Annotated in this window: 19 protein-coding genes; 6 read left to right on the top strand and 13 right to left on the bottom strand. The window is 55.4% G+C overall.

From position 1 onward, the window contains the following. Window positions 1-18: 18 nt before the first annotated feature. Entirely contained in the window at window positions 19-987 is a 969-nt protein-coding gene (phnD, locus tag CU041_RS19485; protein WP_228194372.1) for a phosphate/phosphite/phosphonate ABC transporter substrate-binding protein, read from the bottom strand. 228 nt (window positions 988-1,215) lie between these two features. Here phnD and CU041_RS19480 point away from each other — a divergent pair, with 228 nt between their 5' ends. Together CU041_RS19480 and fumC are read left to right on the top strand one after the other, a co-directional pair. Then, on the top strand, window positions 1,216-2,019 hold the full coding sequence (locus CU041_RS19480) for a DeoR/GlpR family DNA-binding transcription regulator (RefSeq protein WP_068517245.1): 804 nt from the start codon (window positions 1,216-1,218) through the stop codon (window positions 2,017-2,019). Window positions 2,020-2,179: 160 nt separating this feature from the next. Further along, a complete protein-coding gene (fumC, locus tag CU041_RS19475; RefSeq protein WP_101248139.1) occupies window positions 2,180-3,571 on the top strand; it encodes a class II fumarate hydratase in 1,392 nt (463 codons plus the stop codon). Window positions 3,572-3,646: 75 nt separating this feature from the next. Here fumC and CU041_RS19470 read toward each other — a convergent pair whose 3' ends face one another. Next, a complete protein-coding gene (locus tag CU041_RS19470; protein ID WP_170310311.1) occupies window positions 3,647-4,147 on the bottom strand; it encodes a DUF2867 domain-containing protein in 501 nt (166 codons plus the stop codon). Window positions 4,148-4,206: 59 nt separating this feature from the next. Here CU041_RS19470 and CU041_RS19465 point away from each other — a divergent pair, with 59 nt between their 5' ends. The 4 genes from CU041_RS19465 (at window position 4,207) to CU041_RS19450 (ending at window position 6,676) form a co-directional block, all read left to right on the top strand. Then, window positions 4,207-4,725 carry a DUF2946 family protein gene (locus CU041_RS19465; RefSeq protein ID WP_101248137.1) on the top strand — a complete coding sequence of 173 codons (519 nt, stop codon included), beginning with the start codon at window positions 4,207-4,209 and terminating at the stop codon, window positions 4,723-4,725. A gap of 67 nt (window positions 4,726-4,792) precedes the next feature. Next, complete coding sequence (locus CU041_RS19460; RefSeq protein WP_101248136.1) at window positions 4,793-5,335, top strand: copper chaperone PCu(A)C; 543 nt, start codon at window positions 4,793-4,795, stop codon at window positions 5,333-5,335. Between the two features lie 112 nt (window positions 5,336-5,447). Beyond that, window positions 5,448-5,951, top strand: a complete 504-nt coding sequence (locus CU041_RS19455) for a cupin domain-containing protein (RefSeq protein ID WP_068517240.1) — start codon at window positions 5,448-5,450, stop codon at window positions 5,949-5,951. 77 nt (window positions 5,952-6,028) lie between these two features. Then, window positions 6,029-6,676, top strand: a complete 648-nt coding sequence (locus tag CU041_RS19450; protein WP_101248135.1) for a LysE family translocator — start codon at window positions 6,029-6,031, stop codon at window positions 6,674-6,676. A gap of 136 nt (window positions 6,677-6,812) precedes the next feature. Here CU041_RS19450 and CU041_RS19445 read toward each other — a convergent pair whose 3' ends face one another. The 11 genes from CU041_RS19445 to tldD form a co-directional block, all read right to left on the bottom strand. Next, complete coding sequence (locus CU041_RS19445) at window positions 6,813-7,808, bottom strand: dipeptide ABC transporter ATP-binding protein (RefSeq protein ID WP_101248134.1); 996 nt, start codon at window positions 7,806-7,808, stop codon at window positions 6,813-6,815. Continuing rightward, the gene (gene dppD / locus CU041_RS19440) at window positions 7,808-8,821 is read right to left on the bottom strand and encodes a dipeptide ABC transporter ATP-binding protein (protein WP_068517237.1); all 1,014 of its coding nucleotides are present in this window, start codon (window positions 8,819-8,821) and stop codon (window positions 7,808-7,810) included. Before dppD ends, CU041_RS19445 begins: the two co-directional genes overlap by 1 nt. Window positions 8,822-8,824: 3 nt before the next feature. Next, a complete protein-coding gene (locus CU041_RS19435) occupies window positions 8,825-9,748 on the bottom strand; it encodes an ABC transporter permease subunit (protein WP_068517236.1) in 924 nt (307 codons plus the stop codon). Between the two features lie 14 nt (window positions 9,749-9,762). Beyond that, entirely contained in the window at window positions 9,763-10,773 is a 1,011-nt protein-coding gene (locus tag CU041_RS19430; RefSeq protein ID WP_068517235.1) for an ABC transporter permease subunit, read from the bottom strand. 119 nt (window positions 10,774-10,892) lie between these two features. After that, window positions 10,893-12,500, bottom strand: a complete 1,608-nt coding sequence (locus CU041_RS19425; protein ID WP_101248133.1) for an ABC transporter substrate-binding protein — start codon at window positions 12,498-12,500, stop codon at window positions 10,893-10,895. Window positions 12,501-12,908: 408 nt separating this feature from the next. Further along, on the bottom strand, window positions 12,909-13,928 hold the full coding sequence (locus CU041_RS19420; RefSeq protein WP_101248132.1) for a threonine aldolase family protein: 1,020 nt from the start codon (window positions 13,926-13,928) through the stop codon (window positions 12,909-12,911). Window positions 13,929-14,043: 115 nt separating this feature from the next. Beyond that, window positions 14,044-15,159, bottom strand: coding sequence for a threonine aldolase family protein (locus tag CU041_RS19415; protein ID WP_233433182.1), 1,116 nt, complete (start codon window positions 15,157-15,159; stop codon window positions 14,044-14,046). A 36-nt stretch (window positions 15,160-15,195) separates the two neighbouring features. Next, window positions 15,196-17,478, bottom strand: a complete 2,283-nt coding sequence (locus CU041_RS19410; protein WP_101248131.1) for a CHASE2 domain-containing protein — start codon at window positions 17,476-17,478, stop codon at window positions 15,196-15,198. A 36-nt stretch (window positions 17,479-17,514) separates the two neighbouring features. Continuing rightward, window positions 17,515-18,975 carry a FecR family protein gene (locus CU041_RS19405; protein WP_101248130.1) on the bottom strand — a complete coding sequence of 487 codons (1,461 nt, stop codon included), beginning with the start codon at window positions 18,973-18,975 and terminating at the stop codon, window positions 17,515-17,517. A 2-nt stretch (window positions 18,976-18,977) separates the two neighbouring features. Next, window positions 18,978-20,447, bottom strand: a complete 1,470-nt coding sequence (locus CU041_RS19400) for a tetratricopeptide repeat protein (RefSeq protein ID WP_101248185.1) — start codon at window positions 20,445-20,447, stop codon at window positions 18,978-18,980. A gap of 251 nt (window positions 20,448-20,698) precedes the next feature. Beyond that, the gene (tldD, locus tag CU041_RS19395; protein WP_101248129.1) at window positions 20,699-22,132 is read right to left on the bottom strand and encodes a metalloprotease TldD; all 1,434 of its coding nucleotides are present in this window, start codon (window positions 22,130-22,132) and stop codon (window positions 20,699-20,701) included. Window positions 22,133-22,134 lie beyond the last annotated feature (2 nt).

The raw sequence follows: 22,134 nt of genomic DNA, 5'->3' as shown, positions 1-22,134 counted from the left end.
TCAATTGATTGATGTGAATTACTTCAGGTTGTCCGGGGTGTATTTGACACCGTTGGCAGCCTGGATTTCACGAATGACGGCCCAGTCTTCCTGATAGGTGACCGGCAGGAACTTCGACACACCCTTGAATTCTTCACCAAGGGCGGTGCCCTTCATGTCGAAGGTAAAGAAGGCTTCCTTGATCTTTTCGATCAGTTCCGGCTTCAGGTTATAGGCATAGTTGAACGAAGTGGTCGGGAACGGCTTGCTTTCGTAGATGATCTTGACTTCTTTCGGATCGTAAAGATCGCGCTGGGCCATACGTTCGACAACTTCGGAGGCAACCGGGGCTGCGTCATAGTCACCGGCGACAACACCAAGGATCGACTGATCGTGGGAGCCGGAATAGACGACTTCGTAATCCTGTTCCGGAACAATGCCCTGACCCGGAAGAAGGGCGCGCGGTGCCAGGTTGCCCGAGTTCGAGGTCGGCGAAGTGTGGGCAACACGCTTGCCTTTCAGGTCGGCCGGGGTGTTGATGCCGCTGTCAACGCGGGTGTAAAGCTGAAGCGTGTAACCGAAACGACCATCATCGCCACCCATCAGGGCGAACGGAACCGCACCGGCAAGGTTGACGGCAAACGGGGTCGGACCGGTCGAGAAGCCGGCAACATGCAGACGGCCGGAACGCATGGCTTCGACTTCGGCCGAGTTCGACTGAACCGCAAAGAAGTGAACGTCCTTGCCGGTTACTTTTTCAAGATGCTCAAGGAACGGCTCCCAGATGTCGGCATAAACGGCCGGGTCTTCGACCGGGGTATATGCAAAGACAAGGGTGTCGGGATCAACAAGCTGATCAGCGGGCGGTGCATCGGCAACCAGATCGCCATCCATGTCGCAATAAATCGGATCAAGATCGCCACGCGCGATGCAGTCGTCAGCCGCAGCTGCCGGGCTGGCGGCGAAGCCAAACATACCAACCGCAGCAAGCAGTGTGGTGAGTTTCAAAACGTCAGTTTTTTTCGGATGTGAAAACACGGCTACCGAACCTTTCTTCCCTGTGAACGCTGGATTTCAGCCATTTGTGATGTGGTTTTGTTGGTTTTATTGTTGCTTTTAACAACATTATGGGTTCGGAAAAGTTGAGAAATCAACATAAAACTGTAACAAAAGATTTCAGCAGAGGTTGCTAGAATGCCTGTATCATCATGAAAGCCGCCAATATTCAAAGGGGATATGGCTTTGCGTTTGGGAAAAAAAGAACGCCAACAACGCATTCTCCATGAACTTCAGGTTCACCCGCATGTGAGAGTTGCCACATTGGCCGAGCGATTCGACGTGGCGACCGAAACAATTCGCCGCGATCTTGATGCGCTCAGCAACGAAGGCCTGATCAAGCGCGAGTTTGGCGGGGCATCGGCCCGGCCGATGGGCCATCAACCCGATCTGGCCGAACGCCAGTTATCGGCCGTTGCCGGGTTTGAACGGATTGGCATGCTGGCCGCCGATATGGTGCGTTCAGGCGATGTTGCGATGATCGATGCCGGATCAACCGTGGCACAGATCGCCCCGTTTCTTGCAGCACGTCGCAGCCCCTTGCCCCGGACCTTTTTGACCAATTGCTATGCGGTCGTGCAGGGCATGGCTGATCTTTGCGATTATGATGACGTCCTGATGTGCCCGGGTCAGTATGACCGGCGTGAAAATGCGGTTTACGGAACGGATACGGTCGAATATCTGCGCCGTTTTCATGCCAATATCGCCTTTATCGGGGCATCGGGCGTATCGCGCCAGGGATTTAGCGACGTCAACCGTCGCGCAGTTGCGGTCAAACGCGCCATGATGGAACGGTCAGACGAAACCTGGCTGATGGTGGATCACACCAAGTTCGATCAGCGCTATCTTGAAAATGTCGCACCACTCGAAGATCTGACCGGGATCATAACCGACCGTGCCCCGGCCCCGGAAATCGCATCCCAGCTTGAACGGGCCGGCATCAGATTGCTGGCCTGGCAGGAACAGATGGAAAAGGCGGGCTAGGCCGATTGAGCAATAAATGCAAACAAATCTTATTTGCATTTGCCTTTGGGCATGTTCCGAACCATATTTCTGGGCGACGTCCCGCGTTGAAGCGCACGGGATTGTTGCACCGGGTTTCCCGCCCCGGTCAGTTTGACGTCTGACACGGAGGATATCTATCGTGACTACAACAGTGACCACCCGTACTGAACAGGACACCATGGGCGAAATCGAGGTGCCCGCAGACCGGTATTGGGGGGCGCAAACCCAGCGTTCAAAACAGAATTTCCGCATTGGTGGCGAACGGATGCCCGATGCCCTGATCAAGGCATTCGGCATTCAGAAGCTGGCAGCAGCGCGTGCCAATGCTGCCCTTGGCAATCTTGATGCGGAACTGGCCAAGGCGATCGAGGCCGCGGCACTCGAAGTTGCCGATGGCAAATTGCTTGATCATTTTCCGCTGGTTGTCTGGCAGACCGGGTCGGGTACCCAGACCAACATGAACACCAACGAAGTGATCGCCAACCGTGCGTGTGAAATCCTTGGCAAACCGATGGGCATGCGCGATCCGGTTCATCCCAATGATCACGTCAATCGCGGGCAATCCTCCAATGACAGTTTCCCGGCTGCGATGCATATCGCCGCGGTGGTGGAAATTGAACGGGCGTTGAAACCGGCTCTGAAACATCTGAAACAGGCACTTGATGACAAGGTCGCGGCCTTTGCCGATATTGTCAAAATCGGTCGAACTCATATGCAGGACGCTGTCCCGCTGACATTGGGACAGGAATTTTCCGGTTATGCGGCGCAAATCGAACTGGGGTTGGAGCGGGTTGAAGATGCGCTGAAACGGCTGCGCAAACTGGCCCAGGGCGGGACTGCTCTTGGCACCGGGTTGAACGCGCCCAAGGGCTTTGACGTTGAATTTGCCAAACAGGTTTCCGAGATTACCGGACTTGATTTTTCAACCGCTGAAAACAAGTTCGAAGCCCTGGCCGCACATGATGCCTGTGTTGAAATGTCGGGTGTCATGAATGTGCTGGCCGCATCCCTGATGAAGATCGGCAACGATATTCGTTTGTTGGGGTCGGGGCCGCGCTGTGGTCTTGGCGAATTGATCCTGCCGGCCAACGAGCCCGGATCATCGATCATGCCGGGCAAGGTGAACCCGACCCAGGCCGAAGCATTGACCATGGTCTGCGCACAGGTGATGGGCAACCACGTCGCCGTGACAGTTGGCGGGTCGAACGGGCATCTTGATCTTAATGTGTTCAAGCCGGTGATCATTTATAACCTGCTGCAATCGGTGCGCCTGATTGCCGATGCATCGGTCAGTTTTGCTGATAATTGTGTGGTCGGGCTTGAAGCCGATCAGGAAAAGATCGACCATTACGTCGAACAAAGCCTGATGCTGGTAACCGCACTGGCCCCGCATATCGGATATGATAATGCGGCCGCGGTTGCCAAAAAGGCTCACAAGGATCGCAGCAGTCTTAAGGAAGCCTGCATGGCGCTTGGTTTCCTTGACGGGGAAAAGTTCGATGAACTGGTTCAGGCCCGCGACATGATCTGATCACGCTGATCCGATCCATTCAGATTTTCCAAGGCCGGGCACTGTTTGTCCGGCCTTTTTGCGTGTCTGAACAAGTTATCTGCTGCCATAGGCAGCATTCAGCATTGCCGGCACAATCAGGTTGTGAAACGGCAGGACTGCGGCAAGATAGATCCGCCCAAGGGTGTTGTTGCGCCGGACAAGTGTGATGCTGCGGACAAGGGTGCGATTGCGTTCCAGTGCTTCGGTCTCGAACACAATGCGGAAATTCAGATGATGGTCATCCAGACCAAGGATGACGCAGTCATCTGTTCCCGAGATCACCGGAAACACGCCGATCGTATCGACCTTGGTCATGGCGGTGGTATCAAGATCGGTCTTCAGTCCAAGCGGCCTGACAATGGCGTTTCGCAGTGCCAGCAGATGATAATACCAGCGCGGTGCGGAATTGATGACGTGACGGGCGGCTTCACGGGCGCCAAGCCCGGGCTTGTCGACCGTAATGACAAATGAATCCCCCCAGTCTGCATCTTTAAGGGCGCGGTGGGGCAGTTTGACGGGGCGGGCACTTGCATTGGTGCTGGCGGGGTGGTGCATCGCGGGACTCCCGGTGGGGCGACAGGATCGCATCATCATCGCAAGATGTGATCTTGGCAATGATCAATGTCATTGCAGGTGATGATGAATTCGGGCATATCAACCAGATGATCTCAATCCGGCGCCATACCCGTCATGATCGGGGACCATCAATCACCCGCGTTTTGCAAACGTGGCTGATGGCGTTCGTGATCCTGCTTGCCGGGGTTACCCAGTCCGGTTTGATCCCGGCCTTGCTTGGCGGGCAGGCAAGCGGAATTGCCCGGGCCAGCACGGCTGATGTGTTTCCGGGTGGTGATGTTCTTCTGATCTGTACGCCAAACGGCATCAAGTCGGTGACTGTGGCCGACGGGGATGTCGGACACGCGTCGGCCCCCGACGGGATACCGTCACCCGCAGGACATGCGTTTTGTTCGCTTTGCGCGACCCATCACGGGGCGGTGGTTGCGGTTGAACTGCCGGATATTGCGCCGGTTGCTGTTGTTCATGATGTTCGCTTTGCCGCGGCAAATGGCGTGGCCACCGGGCATGAATGGCCACGCATCCGTCATTCGCGCGCGCCGCCAGCCGTCGTCTGATTTTCAATTCCCACTCAATTGATGAAATCGGACCCGCATGTGGCGGGCAAAAGACGGATGAATTTTCATGAAAAAGCTGTTTGCTGTTCTGGCGACCTTGGCGTCGCTGTTTGTTGTGACCAACGCCTTTGCGGCTGATATCGAAATCAAGGATGCCTGGGCAAAGGCATCCCTTGGACAGGTGCGCAATGGTGCGGCCTTTTTGACGGTTGTGAACCATGGTGGTGCGGACCGCATCATTGGTGTACGCAGTGACCTTGCCGATAAAACCGAACTGCACACCCATATCATGGCCAACAATGTCATGAAGATGCGCCAGGTTGAAGGCGGCATTGACGTGCCGATGCATGGCGAAGTTCTTTTCAAACCGGGCAGCTATCACGTGATGATGATGGGTCTGAAAAAGCCGCTTGAACAGGGCGAGATGGTTCAGGTGACGCTGGAATTTGAAAAGGCCGGTGACATTCCGGTGACGATCCATGTGATGGATGCCATGGCCAAGGGCCCGGCAGGCATGGATCATGGCCAAATGGATCATGGCCAAATGGATCACAACCAGATGGAACATGGTCAAAAGGACCATGGCGGCATGAACCACAACGCCAACTGATCGGGTTCGTATCCTCGGGTCGGTACTACTATTTTGCGGGGGAAGGTTTGCGCCTTCTCCCGTTTTTCGTCATGATGGGAAAAACAATCGCGCCGGTCAGAGGGAGCCCGTCATGTCAGAAAACATCACCATCGACGATCTGATTACCAAACTCGGCCTGCAACCCCATCCCGAAGGCGGATATTACACCGAAACGTTTCGCGCCTTTGAAACATGCAATCCGGGGAACCGTTATCTCGGCGTACGCAGCACCGGTACCGCGATTTACTATTTGCTGACACCCGATACCTTTTCGGGGATGCATATTCTGACCAGCAACGAGATCTTCCACCATTATCTGGGCGATGCGGTTGAACAGCTTCAGCTGTTTGATGACGGCACCCACAAGCAGGTTGAAATCGGCAAGGACCTGTTGGCCGGGCAAAAGCCGCAAGTGGTCGTGCCCAAGAATGTCTGGCAGGGGGCACGCCTGAAACCGGGCGGAAAATATGCCTTGTTGGGATGCACGGTCGCGCCGGGATTTGATTTTGCCGATTTCTCCATGGGCAAACGCGCCGCGCTGACCGCCAAATGGCCTGCGGCGGCGGACATGATTGCGGCATTGACGCGCGACTGATTTTCGGGCGAAATCACACGGTCACCCAAACGGGACGTATTTACGCAATATGATCCCGCCTTACAGGATTTTGCCCCATGCAGTTCGATACCTGGCTTTTATTTGCCGGGGCTGCGATCGCCTTGGCGATGGCCCCGGGACCAAACAATCTTCTGGCGATGTTTAATGGTGCGCGTTTTGGTGTCTCGTCCGCTGCAATCGGGGGAATCGGGCGTATTGTCGCCTTTGCACTGATGATCGCCATTACCGCGACCGGACTTGGTGTCATTCTTGCGGCCAGTGAAACCGCATTCTTTGTGATCAAATGGGTCGGGGCGGTTTATCTGGTATGGCTTGGTGTCAAAAGCTGGCTTGCCAAGGTCAATGATACCGATGAAACCGATGGCCAGATGGCGCTTATGACCAATCCCGGGGCGCTTAATCTGGCGCGCACGGAATTCATCACGGCAATCGGCAATCCCAAGGCCATCCTGATCTTTACGGCCTTCTTCCCGCAATTTCTTGATCCGGCTGTGGCTTACGGGCCGCAATTTGCCGTGATGGGTACGACCTTTATTGCGATGGAAACGACTGTCTTGCTGGCCTATGGCCTGATTGGCGGACAGGTCAAAGGTCTGATTCGGTCGGCAACCCACATGCGGATGCTCAATCGGGTGTCGGGAACGCTTCTGGTGGGGGCGGGTGTGCTTCTGGCCTTTACCGACCGGACGCGCTCAACCGCCTAGGCAAAGGGCGGACTGCCCGCAAAAGGGCGCACCGCATTCAATCCGTTCTTCATTCAGAAATGCGCAGGGGCGCAGCTCGTTAAAGCGCGCCCCCTTGCTCCCTTGTCTACCCGGACATCCGGGTGATCGCCTGTTCTCAGGCGATTTCTTCGACCCGATGGCATGCCACCTCGCGGCCTTCGAATGTGCGCAGTTCGGGTCGAACTTTTGCGCATTCCTCGGTCGCAAACGGGCAGCGTTTATGGAACGCACAGCCCGAAGGCGGATTGATCGGCGAAGGCAATTCACCGGTAAGCGGTTCTGCCTTTACACGATGTGCCGGGTCGATCTTCGGTGCCGATGCCAGAAGCGCCCGTGTATAGGGGTGCAGCGGCTTGGCAAAGATTTCTTCGGTCGGTCCTTTTTCAGCGACGCGCCCGAGATACATCACCATGACGTCATCTGCAATATGTCTGACGACAGAAAGATCATGAGAGATGAAAACATAGGCGACATTCATCTCTTCCTGAAGGTCCATCATCAGGTTGAGAACCTGTGCCTGGACCGACACATCAAGGGCCGAAACCGGTTCATCGGCAACGATGACTTTCGGTTCAAGTATAAGCGCACGGGCAATCGCGATACGCTGACGCTGCCCGCCCGAGAACATGTGCGGATAACGCTGATAGAATTCGGGGCGCAGGCCAACCTTGGCCATGGTTTCGCGCACACGTTCTTCGCGTTCCTTGCGGCCCAGCTGATCCATGTTCAGCAAAACCGGCTCGGCCAGGATCTGACCGACCTTTTTGCGCGGGTTCAGCGACCCGTAAGGGTTCTGGAAAATCATCTGAACCGTGCGACGGAACAGCTTGGCTTCCTTGTCCGACAGGTTGCCGACCGTGTTGCCGTTGATTTTCAGTTCGCCGGCACTTGGCTGTTCAATCAGGGTCAACTGACGGCCAAGGGTCGATTTGCCGCAACCCGATTCACCAACAACCGCAAGGGTCTTCTGGGCTTCGAGCGTGAAGGATACACCATCAAGCGCCTTGACCGTGGCATTGGGTTTGCCAAAGCCGCGATTGACGTCGTAATGGCGGACAAGATTATCGGATTCCAGAAGCGGAACACCGGGTTTGGTTTCCAGAAAGCTCATTATACATTCTCCCCGGTGGCCATATCGGCAGTCAGGCCGGTGGGCTGGCCCTGATCGTTTAGCGGATAGAAGCAGCGGACATCGCGTCCGTTGAAGTCACGGACTTCCGGACGGGCAGTGATGCAGCTTTCATTGGCGTAGCGGCAACGCGGTGCCAGAAGACAGCCCGTCGGGCGGTCATACTGACCCGGTACCACGCCGGGGATGGTGCGCAGGCGGTCATGGCCTTCTGAACGTTCCGGCAATGCTTCGAGCAGCGCCTGCGTATAGGGATGACGCGGGGCGGCAAAGATGCTGTCGGCCGGGCCGCTTTCAAACAGCTGACCGGCATACATGACCTGAATGCGGTTGGCAGCTTCCGACACTAGTGCCAGATCATGGGTGATCAGGATCAGCCCCATGTCACTGTCTTCCTGAAGCTTGAGCAGAAGATCAATGATCTGGGCCTGAATGGTGACATCAAGCGCCGTGGTCGGTTCATCGGCAATCAGAAGGCGCGGCTTGCAGGCAATCGCCATGGCAATGACGATACGCTGGCTCATGCCACCCGACAGCTGATGCGGATAGGCGGTCATACGCGACTTCGGATCGGGAATGCCGACCTGATTAAGAAGTTCGAGTGTGCGTTCGCGACGCTGCTTCTTGGTGCCGCCTTCATGGACCTTGAGGGCCTCCATGATCTGGGCTTCGACCGTGAAGCACGGGTTAAGCGCCGACATCGGATCCTGAAAGATCATGGCGATGTCTTTGCCGGTGATTTCACGACGACGTTTGGCGGGCATGCCCAGAAGATCCTGACCATCAAAGGTCAGGGCATCTGCGGTGACACGCCCGGGGAAGTCGATCAGGCCCATAACGGCCAGGGACGATACCGATTTACCGGAACCCGATTCACCGACAATGCCAAGGACTTCGCCGCGATCGACGGAATAGCTTACTGAGTCAACAGCACGAAACGGCTTGTCTTCGGAGCCGAACTCGACTGTCAGGTTTTTTACTTCGAGAAGAGCCATGACTTACCGTTTCATCTTGGGATCAAGGGCATCGCGCAGACCATCACCCATCAGGTTGAAGGCAAGCACGGTGACAAGGATGCAAAGGCCGGGGAAGGTGATCACCCACCAGGCCGAACCCACGAATTCACGGGCTTCGGACAGCATGGTGCCCCATTCCGGCAGCGGCGGCTGTGCACCAAGGCCAAGGAAGCCAAGGGCAGCAGCGTCAAGGATCGCACTCGAAATACCAAGAGTGCCCTGAACAATCAGGGGTGCCATACAGTTCGGAAGAATGTTCACAAACATCTGGCGCATATGTCCGGCACCGGCAATCTGCGATGCGATGACATATTCCTTGTTCAGTTCGGATACCACCGATGCACGGGTCAGACGCACATAATGCGGCAACTGGACAATCGCGATGGCCAGCATGGCGTTTTCAAGACCCGGGCCAAGGATCGCGACAATGGCAAGCGCCATGATCAGGCTGGGCAGGGCCAGCATGATGTCCATCAGGCGCATGATGCAAACTTCGACCCAGCCGCGGAAATAACCCGCAACCATGCCCAGGCAAATGCCCGAAATCATCGACAGGATCACAACGAACACGCCGATCGACACCGACAGCTGTGCACCATGGATCAGACGCGACAGGATATCGCGGCCAACCGCATCGGTTCCAAGCAGGTAACGCGGGTCACCGCCTTCCATCCAGACCGGCGGTTTCAGGAACGCGGTGCGGTCCTGTGCAATCGGATCAAACGGTGCAATCCATTGGGCGGTCAGTGCCAGGAACAGGATGAAGGCAATGACCATCAATCCGACATAAGCACCACGGTTCTTACGGAAATAGTCCCAGGTTTCGCGCAGCGGGCTGGGCGGAGCACCAATCGGCTCTGCGACATTGGCTGCCGGGGCTGCGGACGGGGTGGTATTCTCGCTCATCTTTCGCAGTCCCCTTAGCGTTTATGACGAATACGGGGGTTAACAATCCCGTACAGAAGATCGACGATCAGGTTCACGCCCATAACCAGGAAGGCAATCATCAGAATGCCGCCCTGAATGGTCGGATAATCGCGACGGTTCATGGCTTCGATGATCCATTTGCCAATGCCCGGCCAAGAGAAGATCGTCTCGGTCAGGATCGCACCGGCCAGCAACACACCGACCTGAAGGCCGATGACGGTGATAACCGGGATCAGGGCATTGCGCAGGGCGTGGACCATGATGACACGGATCGGTGCCAGACCTTTGGCACGGGCAACGCGGATATATTCTTCGCCGAGAACTTCAAGCATCGAAGAACGTGTCATACGCGCGATCACCGCCATCGGGATGGTGCCAAGCGCCACCGTTGGCAGGATCATATGGCGCAGCGCGCTGATAAAGGCACCTTTTTCATCACTGATCAGGGTATCGATCAGCATGAAGCCCGTGGTTGGCTGAATGTAGTACAGCACCGACAGACGCCCGGAAACGGGGGTCCAGCCGAGTGTTGTCGAAAAGAACATGATCAGAAGAAGCGCCCACCAGAAAATCGGCATCGAATACCCGGTCAGGGAAACTGACATGGTCAGATGGTCGATCCATTTTCCACGATGGATGGCAGCCAGCACACCGAGCGGCACACCCAGGATGACGGCAAACAGGATCCCCATGATGCTGAGTTCAACCGTTGCCGGGAACAAAGTCAGGAATTCTTCAATGACCGGCTTCTTGGTGACAAACGATTTGCCCAGATCACCCTGGAATACGCCCATCAGGTAATCGAAATACTGAACGATAATCGGTTGGTCGAAGCCGTATTGTGCCTGAAGTTCTGCGTATCGTGCTGCATCAACACCACGTTCACCGGCCATCATCAGAATCGGGTCGCCGGGAATGAGGCGTATCAGGAAGAATACCAGAAGGGTGACACCGAAGAAGGTCGGGATGATGTCCCCCAAACGGCGAAACAGGAATCCTAGCATGCCATCGGGCCTTTTTGTGCATCCACGCGTGTTCTCGGCACGGGCGGACGTCTCTCTCTATTGCGGAATTGCAAAGAGGCCCGGAAGACCGGGCCTCTTCGACAAGGTTTTAGGTCGTCTTATTCTTTGATGTCGACGCCATAGAAGATGTGACCGCCAAACGGATCAATCTTGTAGTCAACGACTTCGTTACGGATCGGTTCGAAAACGATCGAGTGTGCGATGGTTGCCCACGGTGCTTCACGTTTGAAGACCAGCTGAGCTTCTTCGTACAGACGGGTACGCTCAAGAACGTCCGAGGTGGTTTTTGCCTGCTGGATCAGCTTGTCGAACTCTTCGTTGCACCACTGTGCACGGTTCGAGCCGCCAACTGCATCGCAGCCAAGCAGAACAGCAAGGAAGTTGTCGGGGTCGCCGTTATCACCGGTCCAACCGAGCATGAAGGTACCCTGTTCACCCTTTTTGGTGCGCTCAAGGTATTCGCCCCACTCGTAAGACACGATTTCGGCATCAACACCGATTTTCGCCCAGTCAGCCTGAATCAGCTCGGCCATACGGCGTGCGTTCGGGTTGTAAGGACGCTGAACCGGCATGGCCCAGATGTCGGTTTTGAAGCCTTCCGGGAAACCTGCTTCTGCAAGCATTGCTTTTGCAGCTTCCGGATCATACGGGTCATCAACGGTGTCGTTGTTATAAGACCAGATGGTCGGCGGGATCGGGTTTTTGGCAGCAGCACCGGCACCCTGATAAACACCTTCGATGATGGCGTCTTTGTTGATCGCCATGTTCAGTGCTTTACGGACTTTCGGATTGGTGAACGGCTCTTTCTGGGTGTTGTAGCCCAGATAGCCGACGTTCAGACCTTCCTGGCTCATCAGGTTGATCGACGCGTCTGCATCCATCTCGGTCAGGTCAGCCGGGTTCGGGTACGGCATGACATGGCATTCGCCAGCTTTAAGCTTCTGGTAGCGAACGGTGCTGTCCGGGGTAATGGCAAAGATCAGGTTGTCGATTGCGGCTTTGCCTTCCCAATATTCCGGGAATGCCTTGTAACGGATGACCGCATCTTTTTGATACTGAATGCGCTGGAACGGACCGGTGCCGACCGGCTCAAGGTCAACCTGCTCCGGCGTGCCGGCTTCCATCATCTTGTCTGCATATTCAGCCGACAGAACAGATGCGAAATCCATTGCCATGTTGGCGATGAACGGTGCTTCCGGACGGTTCAGAACAAATTTAACGGTGTAATCGTCAACTTTGACGATGTCCTTGATCAGGTCCGGCATGGACATTGCGTTGAAGTACTCGTACGAGCCGCCGGAAACACCATGATACGGATGATTTTTGTCAAACTGACGCATGAAGGTGAAGATCACGTCATCAGCATTGAAATCACGGGTCGGGGTGAACAGGTCAGTCGTGTGGAACTTCACACCTTTACGCAGGTTAAAGGTATATTCCTGACCATCAGCCGAAACGTCCCAGCTGGTCGCAAGACCCGGAACGATGGTGGTGGTGCCGCGTTTGAACTGTACCAAACGGTTGTAGATCTGACGCGAAGAAGCATCAAACGTGGTACCTGCGGTGTAAAGCGACGGGTTGAAGCCTTCCGGGCTACCTTCCGAGCAATATACCAGGGTTTTTGCCGAAGCGGCGGTCGGAGCAGCAAGTGCAGTGGCCGCAAGCAGGCCTGCACCAATCGCCACTTTGACGAAATTCGCTTTCATTAAATGCCTCCCTCAAGGCTGGTCCGTGCAAATCAAGGCGGCCTGCATGATCTTGTTCAGGTCATGTTTGACTTCGCCATATTGGAACGGACGGGGTTTACCCGATCCAACAGAAATTTATGTTGGCAATCGACGAGGGAAAATAATCAGGGTTTCTACGTATCGTCAACGCTTGCTGCGTGGTTCTACGTAGTTTGGACATGACATCTGAATGATGAATTTATGTCAAGTGTTTGTTATTTTTATGAAAATCACCCCAACATTTACGTATGGGAGATGTGCATTTTTTTCGGGGCTCGGACCGGCAAGGATGAATATCACGTCATTCAGATGTGCTTTTAAACGATTCATAATCCGTTGAATTTTAATGATTCGTTTGATTCGCAAGCCGGTCCGAAAGCCTATTTACTACCCCAGGGTAGTATTCAATTCGGTGATTTGCCCGATATCCGTGTTCCAGGCCGCAACAAAGCGATAGATGTCCGCCCCGAGTGACGGCCACGGATGGAACATTACCCCGGCGTCCCGCAATCGCGAAGCCAGTTCAGACGACAGGTTGACAAACAGTTCGTTGCCATCGGCCGGATGGGCCAGGCTTGCACCACGCCCGATCAGGATGTCGCCAAGGGTCGCGGCGGCCTTGTTGGCATGCGCGGCATTCTTGAGCCACACGTCATTTTTGACATAGGCCAGAAGCTGGGTCGCCAGATAGCGATGTTTGGAATGCAAATGACCACTGCGTTTGCGGGCCTGCTCGACCCGATGTTTCAGGCTTGTGTCAAACAGCACAATGGCATCAACCGCCATTGCACCATTTTTGGTGGCGCCGAAACTGATGGCGTCCACGCCGGCTTTCCAGGTGATGTCTGCCGGGGAACAATCAAGATGGGCAACCGCATTGGCAAAACGTGCGCCATCCATGAACAGGCGCAGACCGTGTTTGCGGCACACATCGCCAATGGCCGCAACCTCGTCCGGGCGATAGACCGTGCCAAGTTCGGTGGCCTGGGTGATGGCAACGCATTCCGGCGCAACTGAATGCACCCCGCGATTGACCTGACCGGCAACAAAGCGGTCAAGGGCATCTGCTTCAAGCTTGGCGGTCGGGCCGTCCATCGCAATCAGTTTTGCCCCGCCGGTGAAAAAGGCAACCCCGGTGCTTTCATCTTCGTTGATGTGGGCCTCGTGATGGCAAATGATGCCGCCATAGGGGGACACAAGTGCCGACAGGTTGATGCAATTGGCGGCGGTGCCGGTCGCAACCGGGATGACGGCCACTTCCTTGTCAAACAGTTCGGAAAAGGCATGGTCAAGTTGCTGACTGATGTCATCACCGCCATAGGCCGGGGCGTTGCTTTTGGCTTCTGCGCTCAGGGCTTCAAGGATTTCCGGGCAAAAGGGCGACACATTGTCAGAGGCAAAATTCATCTTCTATCTCGCAGTTATCTGGTGGCAGTCCGGTGAACCCTGATCGGGTGCAACCGGGCAGGCGGGCTTTGAATGCTTATCACATGGCGGGCGTTATTTTGGCAAACAGCGCGGATCAGGCAAGTGTGTGAGGCAGATCGCGGATGGCCTCAATCGGGCTGTTCCAGGCACAGACAAACCGATAGGCATCCGGGCCAATGGATCCCCACGGGCGGAATGCCAGGCCATTGTCGCCCAGACGTTTGGCAAGATCGTCATTCATATGCATAAACAGCTCGTTGCCTTGCGGCGGAAAGGCCGCAGTCGCACCAATCTGTTCAAGGCTTTTTTGCAGTTCTTTGGCCGCTTCATTGGCGTGGCGGGCGTTGCGCAGCCAAAGATCATCTTCCAGATATGCCAGCAATTGTGCGGCAAGATAGCGGTGCTTTGAAAACAGGTGTCCGCCACGTTTGCGGTTTTTTTCGGTGTGGCGGCGCAAGGCCGGGTCAAACAGCACAATCGCATCAACCGCCAATGCGCCATTCTTTGTGGCCCCGAAGCTCAGAACATCAACACCAGCCTTCCAGGTGATGTCGGCCGGATGACAGTCAAGGGCTGCGACCGCGTTGGCAAAACGTGCCCCGTCCATGAAAAGACGGGTCTGGTGTTTCTGGCAGACCTTGCCGATCGCCTGAATTTCCGAAACGTCATAAACCGTTCCGAATTCCGTACTTTGGGTGATCGCAACACATTCCGGATCAACCGAATGCATGCCATTGGAAATATGGGTGCTCAGATACCGGTCAAGGGTTTCGGCCTCGATCTTGGCGGACGGACCGTCAATGCCCAGAAGTTTGGCGCCATTGCCATAAAAGGCCACACCGGTTGATTCCGTCATATTGATATGGGCGTGATGGTGGCAAACAATCCCGCCAAACGGGGAAACAAGCCCGGATAATCCGATAAGATTGGCCGCCGTCCCGGTCGCCACCGGCACCACCGATACATCTGTGCCAAACAATCTGGAAAAGGCGGCATCAAGTTGCCGGCTTTGGTCATCTGCCCCGTATGGAAGGGCGGCACTTTCGCTTTCGGCGGCGATCGCGTTCAATATTTCCGGACAGATTGGCGACACATTATCAGACGAGAAATTCATCAGGGCCTCGTTACATTGGTGGGGCGCAAGGCAGGTGGCAAGCAATCCGATAGTGGCCTGTATGTTCCAGCCACCATCAAGACTGCCTGTTTTCATTCACAGTGTTGCGAAACCGGCCTTTTGGCAAGTCAGCTATTTGCTGGTTGCCACAAACACCCCGTTCCAGTCGGCGGGCGGCGGGCTTGTGCGGAATGTGGCAATGCGCTCGGCATACATGTCATACAGACCTGCAAGCGCGCCAATACCGCGTGATGCCTGACGACATTGCGCAATCAGGTTTTCGGCCTCTTGCCAATGTTGCTGGCGATAGGCCGCAAGCATGGATTTATGAAGAGCCGCACAGTTTCGGAATGCATCAGTATGGCACAGCTTGCCATCACCAAGCAGTGCAAAGATGTGGACAGCTTCGCTTTTGCCTTTGACCGCAATCAGGTCAAGTTCAAGGGTGGCGAAATCGTTTTCCACCCGTTTGGCGACTTCTTCGCCCAGAACGATATCAACACCGTAATTCTTTGACTGACCTTCAAGGCGCGACGCCAGATTGACCGCATCGCCCAGCACAGAATAATCAAACCGCTGATCGGATCCCATATTGCCGACCAGGCAATCCCCGCAATTGATCCCGATCCCGATATTCAGCGGCAGGAAAGGTTCATTGTCGCGTTTGGCTTCGGCAAGGCGTTCGGTATTGAGAACATCAAGTGCTTGTCGCATGGCAAGGGCACTGTCACATGCATGATGGGCGTGGTTTTCAACATCAAGCGGCGCATTCCAGAATGCCATGATGCAGTCGCCCATATATTTGTCGATGGTGCCTTCGCGATCGAGAATGCATTTGGTCAAAGGTGTCAGTAGCCGGTTGATCAGGCGTGTCAATCCTTGCGGATTTGATTTGAAACCTTCGGAAATGGATGTAAATCCGCGAACATCACAAAACATCAATGTCATGTCGCGGGTTTCACCGCCCAGTTTCAGGCGTTCGGGATGGCGCGACAATTCATTGACCAGTGCCGGGGACAAATAGTTGCCAAATGCCGTGCGCACCTGGCGGCGTTCGCCTTCGGTCCGCATGAAGCCGATTGAACTGGTGGCAAGATACACTGCCAGCAAACTGACCAGCGGATAGACCGGATCAATCAGCAGCAGTTTGGCATCATATGCCCACCAGGAAATACCGGCCGCACCAAATGCAAGGGTGCCGCCAATCACGGCTGGCCAGACCGCACCAAGTCGCGGAACCGCAAACACAAAAAACAGACCGATCAAAAGCAGGGCAAGGCTTTCGCTTTCCGCTGCCCAATAGGGGCGGGTCAAAAAATGCCCAAGCAGCATCTGTTCAAGCATTTCTGCATGGACCTCGACCCCGGGAAGAACCCGGTCAAGCGGGGTCGAGCGCAAATCAAGCAGCCCGGCTGCGCTGGTGCCGATCAGAACATATGTGTTACGCAGGCTGTCGGCTGGCAGCTTGTCGGTCATGACATCAACGGCTGAAATGTAACGTTCGGGCTTATGACCGGTAAAATGCACCCACATATATCCGGCATAGTCGGTCGGGATGGTGACCGCGCCAACGCGGATGGCTTCGACCCCTTCGGACTGGGTCCAGCGGGCACTGCCGCTTGCGCCCGAAAGACGGACATTCATGGTTCGCGGTGCATCTTGCAGCACGCGCAGCATCTCCATCGACAGGGTCGGATAGATCGGCATGCCAATTGCGGGCAGGTCATAGTCAAGTGCGGCCAGCAACGGGACCCGCCGGACCACCCCATCCTGACCGGGTGAAACATTGACCAGTGCGTTGCCGCTTGCGGCTTCTTCTATGACATCAAGGTTCTTCGCAGCCCCAGGCAATACGGCGATGAAATCGGATAACTGACGCCCGGCTTCGCCGGAAACACTGAAATTGCCAATCTGGCGCGGCGGGGTTTCAAGCTTTTTGGTACTAAGTTGAATAGCTGTGACGACCTGTCCCGTACCGCGGATGAATTTGGCAAACAGGCTGTCATGATCAGGAAGGCTTTCGGCCAGTGCCGTGATTTCGCCGATCTCACGACCCTTGGGCCAGTCCTTGACCACGCGCGCAGGTGACGTCCGATCGGGTTCGGCAAAGACCACATCAAACCCGACAACTCGTGCACCTGCCGAACGCAACCGATACACCAGCCCGGCAAGCCGGGTGCGCGGCCAGGGCCATTGGCCCAGTTCCTCAAGACTTTTTTCGTCGATATCGATGATACGCACCCCGACATCTTCAAAAGGACGCGGTGCAATACGCTGATAGGTGTCAAAAACACTCATCCGCATCTGATCGACGAATGGAACATCCTGCCATCGCAAAAAGATGCAAGTCAGCAGGATGCCCAACGGAATCAGATAATGAAGAACGCGAAGCAGGCTGTTTTTGCTCAGGCGCATGTCTGGTCCTGTTTTCGTATTACAGCCTGCGTCAGCCTAGTTCAGTGTCGCGCTGCCGTCCGTCCCCGAAGTGTAGGTCGTGGTCGACAAATTGAATTCGACATTGTAGGCGTCCTTGAATGTGGCAGTCGCGCTGCAGCCAAGAGCGCTACAGTTCGGGTCGTACGAGAAGTCCCCGCTTGCAAACTCAACATTGCCCGAGCTGCTGGTGTAATCAAGGGTCGAAGGATTGAAGCTGCCATCCAGAATACCAGCCTTGCCGGTCAGGCCCGATCCAGTCTGGGTGATGTTTGAAAACAGGACGGCAATTGTCCGGTTGGCGAAATCGACTGTCGAGCTGAAGCTGTAATCCACGTCTGCTCCGTCAACATTGATCGTGCCGGTCGACACGGAACCACTGGTGATCTGGCGCAATGCATCGTAGGTGAATGGATCGTTGCTATTGTTGTTATTATTGTTGCTGCTGCTCGCGGTATCGATGTTGCCCAAAATGGAGGTGATTTCATTTTGGGCTCCTGACGCGGATGTTGCACTAAGTTGCGCCATAGCCACTTCGATGCTGCCGACCATGTTCGAGCCGGTTTGTGCATTTGCCTGTTGGGCCTGGCCAGCGGTCAGGCCGGTTTGTTGCGAGGACGCTGCAGCATTTTGGGTGGTTGATGTTGATGTGCCACTGCTGGTGCCGTCACTGTCATCATCGCTGCGCGATGCCGTGCGAACAAGATTGGTCGAGAAGTCAAAATTCGCCGCACCAAGCGGGAAGCGTGATGGTTCTGTCACCACGTTGCTGCCAACAAACACCCCGAAATTTTCCCCGGTGATATTTTCACTGTTGCCATTCTGATCGGTCACAGCGAAGGCGCCCGGGCGCGATGTTGTGTCGTTACGTGCAAGGCCGGGGCCCTGATTGACCGCCATAAAGATCTGCTGATTGGCGGTGTCGGGATCGGATGTATCAAAAGAACCCGGCAGAATTGCATTGGCCTGTTCGACCGAAACCGACCGGATCAGGCCGATGGTTCCCCGGATGCCGATTGAGCCGACCGGAAGGTTGATATCCATGCTCGACGGGTTATTTAGCGGAATTTTTCCGGTGACAAACCGCATGACCCCGCGCGCCATATCGGCAACAATCCGTCCATCGCCCGTGGCAGGGTCATAGACAAACTCGTCAATGGCAACGTCGCTGTCCGGACCAATGGTGAAAACGGTTTCGTCAAGCAGCAGGATCTGCATTCCCGAATTGGGGGATGTGATGATCCGGTCGCCCAGATAGACAGGCATGCCGCTTTCGACAAGGATGCCGATTTCGCCTGTTACCTTGTTAAGTGTCACATCGCCGGTAACAGCGGCGGATACGCCTGCCATTTCAACGGTGACTTCGGCCCGGGCCGGTGCTGCTTGCATCAGGGGCAGGGCACAAACGGCACAAAGCGCAGCACCGCGCACGAGGTGTTTGAACCGGTGGTGAAGGGTGGTGGTCGCATTGTTCAGCATCACTAGAACTCCCATCGCCGGGTCAGATAAATCTGCGCCCTGGCATTGTGGTATTCATAGTTGGGAATGTTCGATTTAGTGTTCAGATATTCACCTGTGATCGACCAGTTGATTGGCGCAAGCAGGTCATAAATCTGATTTGCCGTATTACTATCCCCAAACAAATCCGATGGCAGTATTTGTGAAAGAGGCGCGCCATAGGTCAATCTTGTCCGTGCGCTGCGATCCATGCGGTGGCGGGGTGAATTGCCCGTCACCAGATAATCCGGATCGCGATACCGGTCGATCCCATAGCGGAAACTTCCACTTATGTAACTTCCCCCACCAAACAGATAAGCATGGATCAACTCGCCACTCAAGCTGTCATAGCTGTAATAGTTGCGCGCAGCCTCCTTTTTACCTGCAGAAAGGTTAAACGAGGTGCGGTTGTTGGGGGGCCAGCTGTAATTCGTGCCCAGCCTGCTGCCATAGCGTTGACCGGAATGAAGGCGCAATGCACTGGATTCACTCGTGTTCTGAAAACGCTCATCAGCATAACTGACTTCGCCATTGAGGTTGAAAAACGGGCGCGGGTTCCAGTCAAGGCGCAGCCGTCCTGAACGGGATGTCAGGTATTTTTCCTTGCTCAGCGATTGGACGGTCTGGTTCACACTTGGTGTCAGCATCCAGTAACCGCCGCGCAGACGGGTTCCGACATCAACAGAAAACGAACCAAGATCAAGGGAATCAAGCCTGACCTGGTCGCTGCCATAACCGGTTACGCTGGCAAAGACTTCGTGCCCTTCCTGATAGCCAAGATCATAGCTGATATCGTAACGCAGCGCCCCGATATAGGCGATGTCGTTTTGCGGTTTGTCACCACTTGCTGTGATGTTTGTCAGGGTGCCGGTCACCAACTGCTGTTTATCATTCGGGGCCGAGTTTCTGTTGCTATCGACTTGCGAACCCAGCGTGACAGTCAGTGCCTGACGAAGCCGTTGGCGCCGTCTTTCGATGGCATCAACATAGCTGTCGATGTTGGTGGCAACCTCGGGCGAGATGTCCATTTGGCGCAGACGGTCAAACTGTGCGCGTGCCTCATCAAGACTATCAAGACGATACAGCACGATGGCGTAGTAAAGCCGCACCGGCGCCAGATCCGGGTCAAGAACCAGAATGCGTTCAAGGGTTGCCGAAGCACCACGGACTTCACCGCGCGCCAATTGCGCCTTGGCCCAGCGGAAATTCAGAACAATGTCGTCAGGATTGGCAAGAATATCGGCATAGGTAATGTCGCCGCCATCGTCGGTGCGCAAAAGCAGGTTGGCACGTTCCGTGGCGTCTCGCAGGCGGTCAAAATCGTCCGAAAGCTGACGTGCTTCATCTGTGCGCACATCAACGCTTTGCTGGGCATTGGCACCGGAAACCCCCATTACCAGCGTGCCAAGTACGGTTGCAATTGCAGAACCGTGCCGCCATCGGCTTGTCTTCAAGCTTTCCCCCAAATGTTCTCGGATCGTGACGGCCGCCTCGACTTGATCATGACAATCAAGCCGGGTGGCAAACTTCAACCCTGACGCGTCAAAACCTTATTGATCTTCTTTAGACAGATTATGAACTATGACGGGCCGATGGAAGCCATTCAGGTGACCGGTGAGATTGGATTTGTCTGTATAGTTTTCTTATACTTGCGGATGCAGAAATTGGCGAAAACCCCTGCATCCGGATGAGTCAGGCCGGATTATCAGACAGCGGTCCCACCCACTGTCAGGCCATCAATGCGCAAGGTCGGCTGGCCAACGCCAACCGGCACACCCTGTCCATCCTTGCCACAGGTGCCGATCCCGTTATCAAGCGCCATGTCATTGCCGATCATGGAAACCTTGGTCAGGCTGTCGGGGCCATTGCCGATCAGGGTCGCGCCCTTGACCGGTGCGCCAAGCTTTCCGTCTTCGATCAGGTAGGCTTCCGATGCGGAAAATACGAATTTGCCCGACGTGATGTCGACCTGGCCACCGCCGAAATTCACGGCATAGATGCCTTTTTTGACGGACGCCAATACTTCTTCGGGTTCCTTGTCACCGCCCAGCATATAGGTGTTGGTCATGCGCGGCATCGGCGCATGGGCATAGGATTGGCGACGGCCGTTACCCGTTGATTTCACCCCGGTCAGACGCGCATTGAGGCGATCCTGCATAAAGCCTTTGAGGATACCGTCCTCGATCAAAACGGTGCGCTGGGTCGGTGTGCCTTCATCATCAATGGAAAGCGACCCGCGGCGATCATTTATGGTACCGTCATCAACTACCGTGACACCCGGCGATGCAATGCGCTGACCAAGCAGCCCGGCAAAGGCCGATGTGCCCTTGCGGTTAAAATCACCCTCAAGCCCGTGACCGATGGCTTCGTGCAGCAGAATGCCCGGCCAGCCCGGGCCAAGCACCACGGTCATTTCACCCGCAGGGGCGGCAACGGAATCAAGGTTCACGACAGCCTGACGAAGCGATTCATCAACGGCCTTTTTCCAGGTTTTCTCATCAAAGAAACCGTCATAGCCGATCCGGCCGCCTTCGCCATGCGATCCGGTTTCCATGCGGTCGCCCTGTTTGACAACGACCGAGACATTGAAACGTACCAGCGGGCGGATATCGCCAATGCGCTGCCCACCCGAACGCCAGATCTGCACGGCCTGCCAGTTGCCGGAAATCGATGCGGAAACCTGAACAACGCGCGGATCACGCGACCGGGCATAGGCATCAATCTGGGCCAGAAGGTCAACCTTGGCCTCGAACGTTGCTTCGCCAAGCGGGTTCACATCGGAATAAAGCGACACATTGGTGCCGATTGATCCCAAATCGACCTTGCCCGAACGACCTGATCCGACCGCCTTGACGGTTTCGGCGGCACGCGCAACCGCATCATTGGACAATTCGTTGGAATGGGAAAAGGCCGTGGCTTCGTCGGCAACCGCACGCAGGCCAAAACCCTGGGCGGTATCGAAATTCGCACTGCGCAGTCGTCCGTCGTCCCAGACGAGGCTTTCGGACTGGCGATATTCCAGGAACAGTTCCCCGTCTTCGGCGGTACCCAGCGCGTCATTGACCTGTGATTCAAGCCGGTCACGATCAAGATCGCCCTTGGCGAAAAACAGATTATCAGTGGTGCGAAGATCGGTCATGG

Origin of the sequence: Thalassospira povalilytica, from assembly GCF_002844235.1 — a bacterium.
Lineage (GTDB): Bacteria > Pseudomonadota > Alphaproteobacteria > Rhodospirillales > Thalassospiraceae > Thalassospira > Thalassospira povalilytica.
This window is presented reverse-complemented; position numbering and strand designations above follow the sequence as displayed.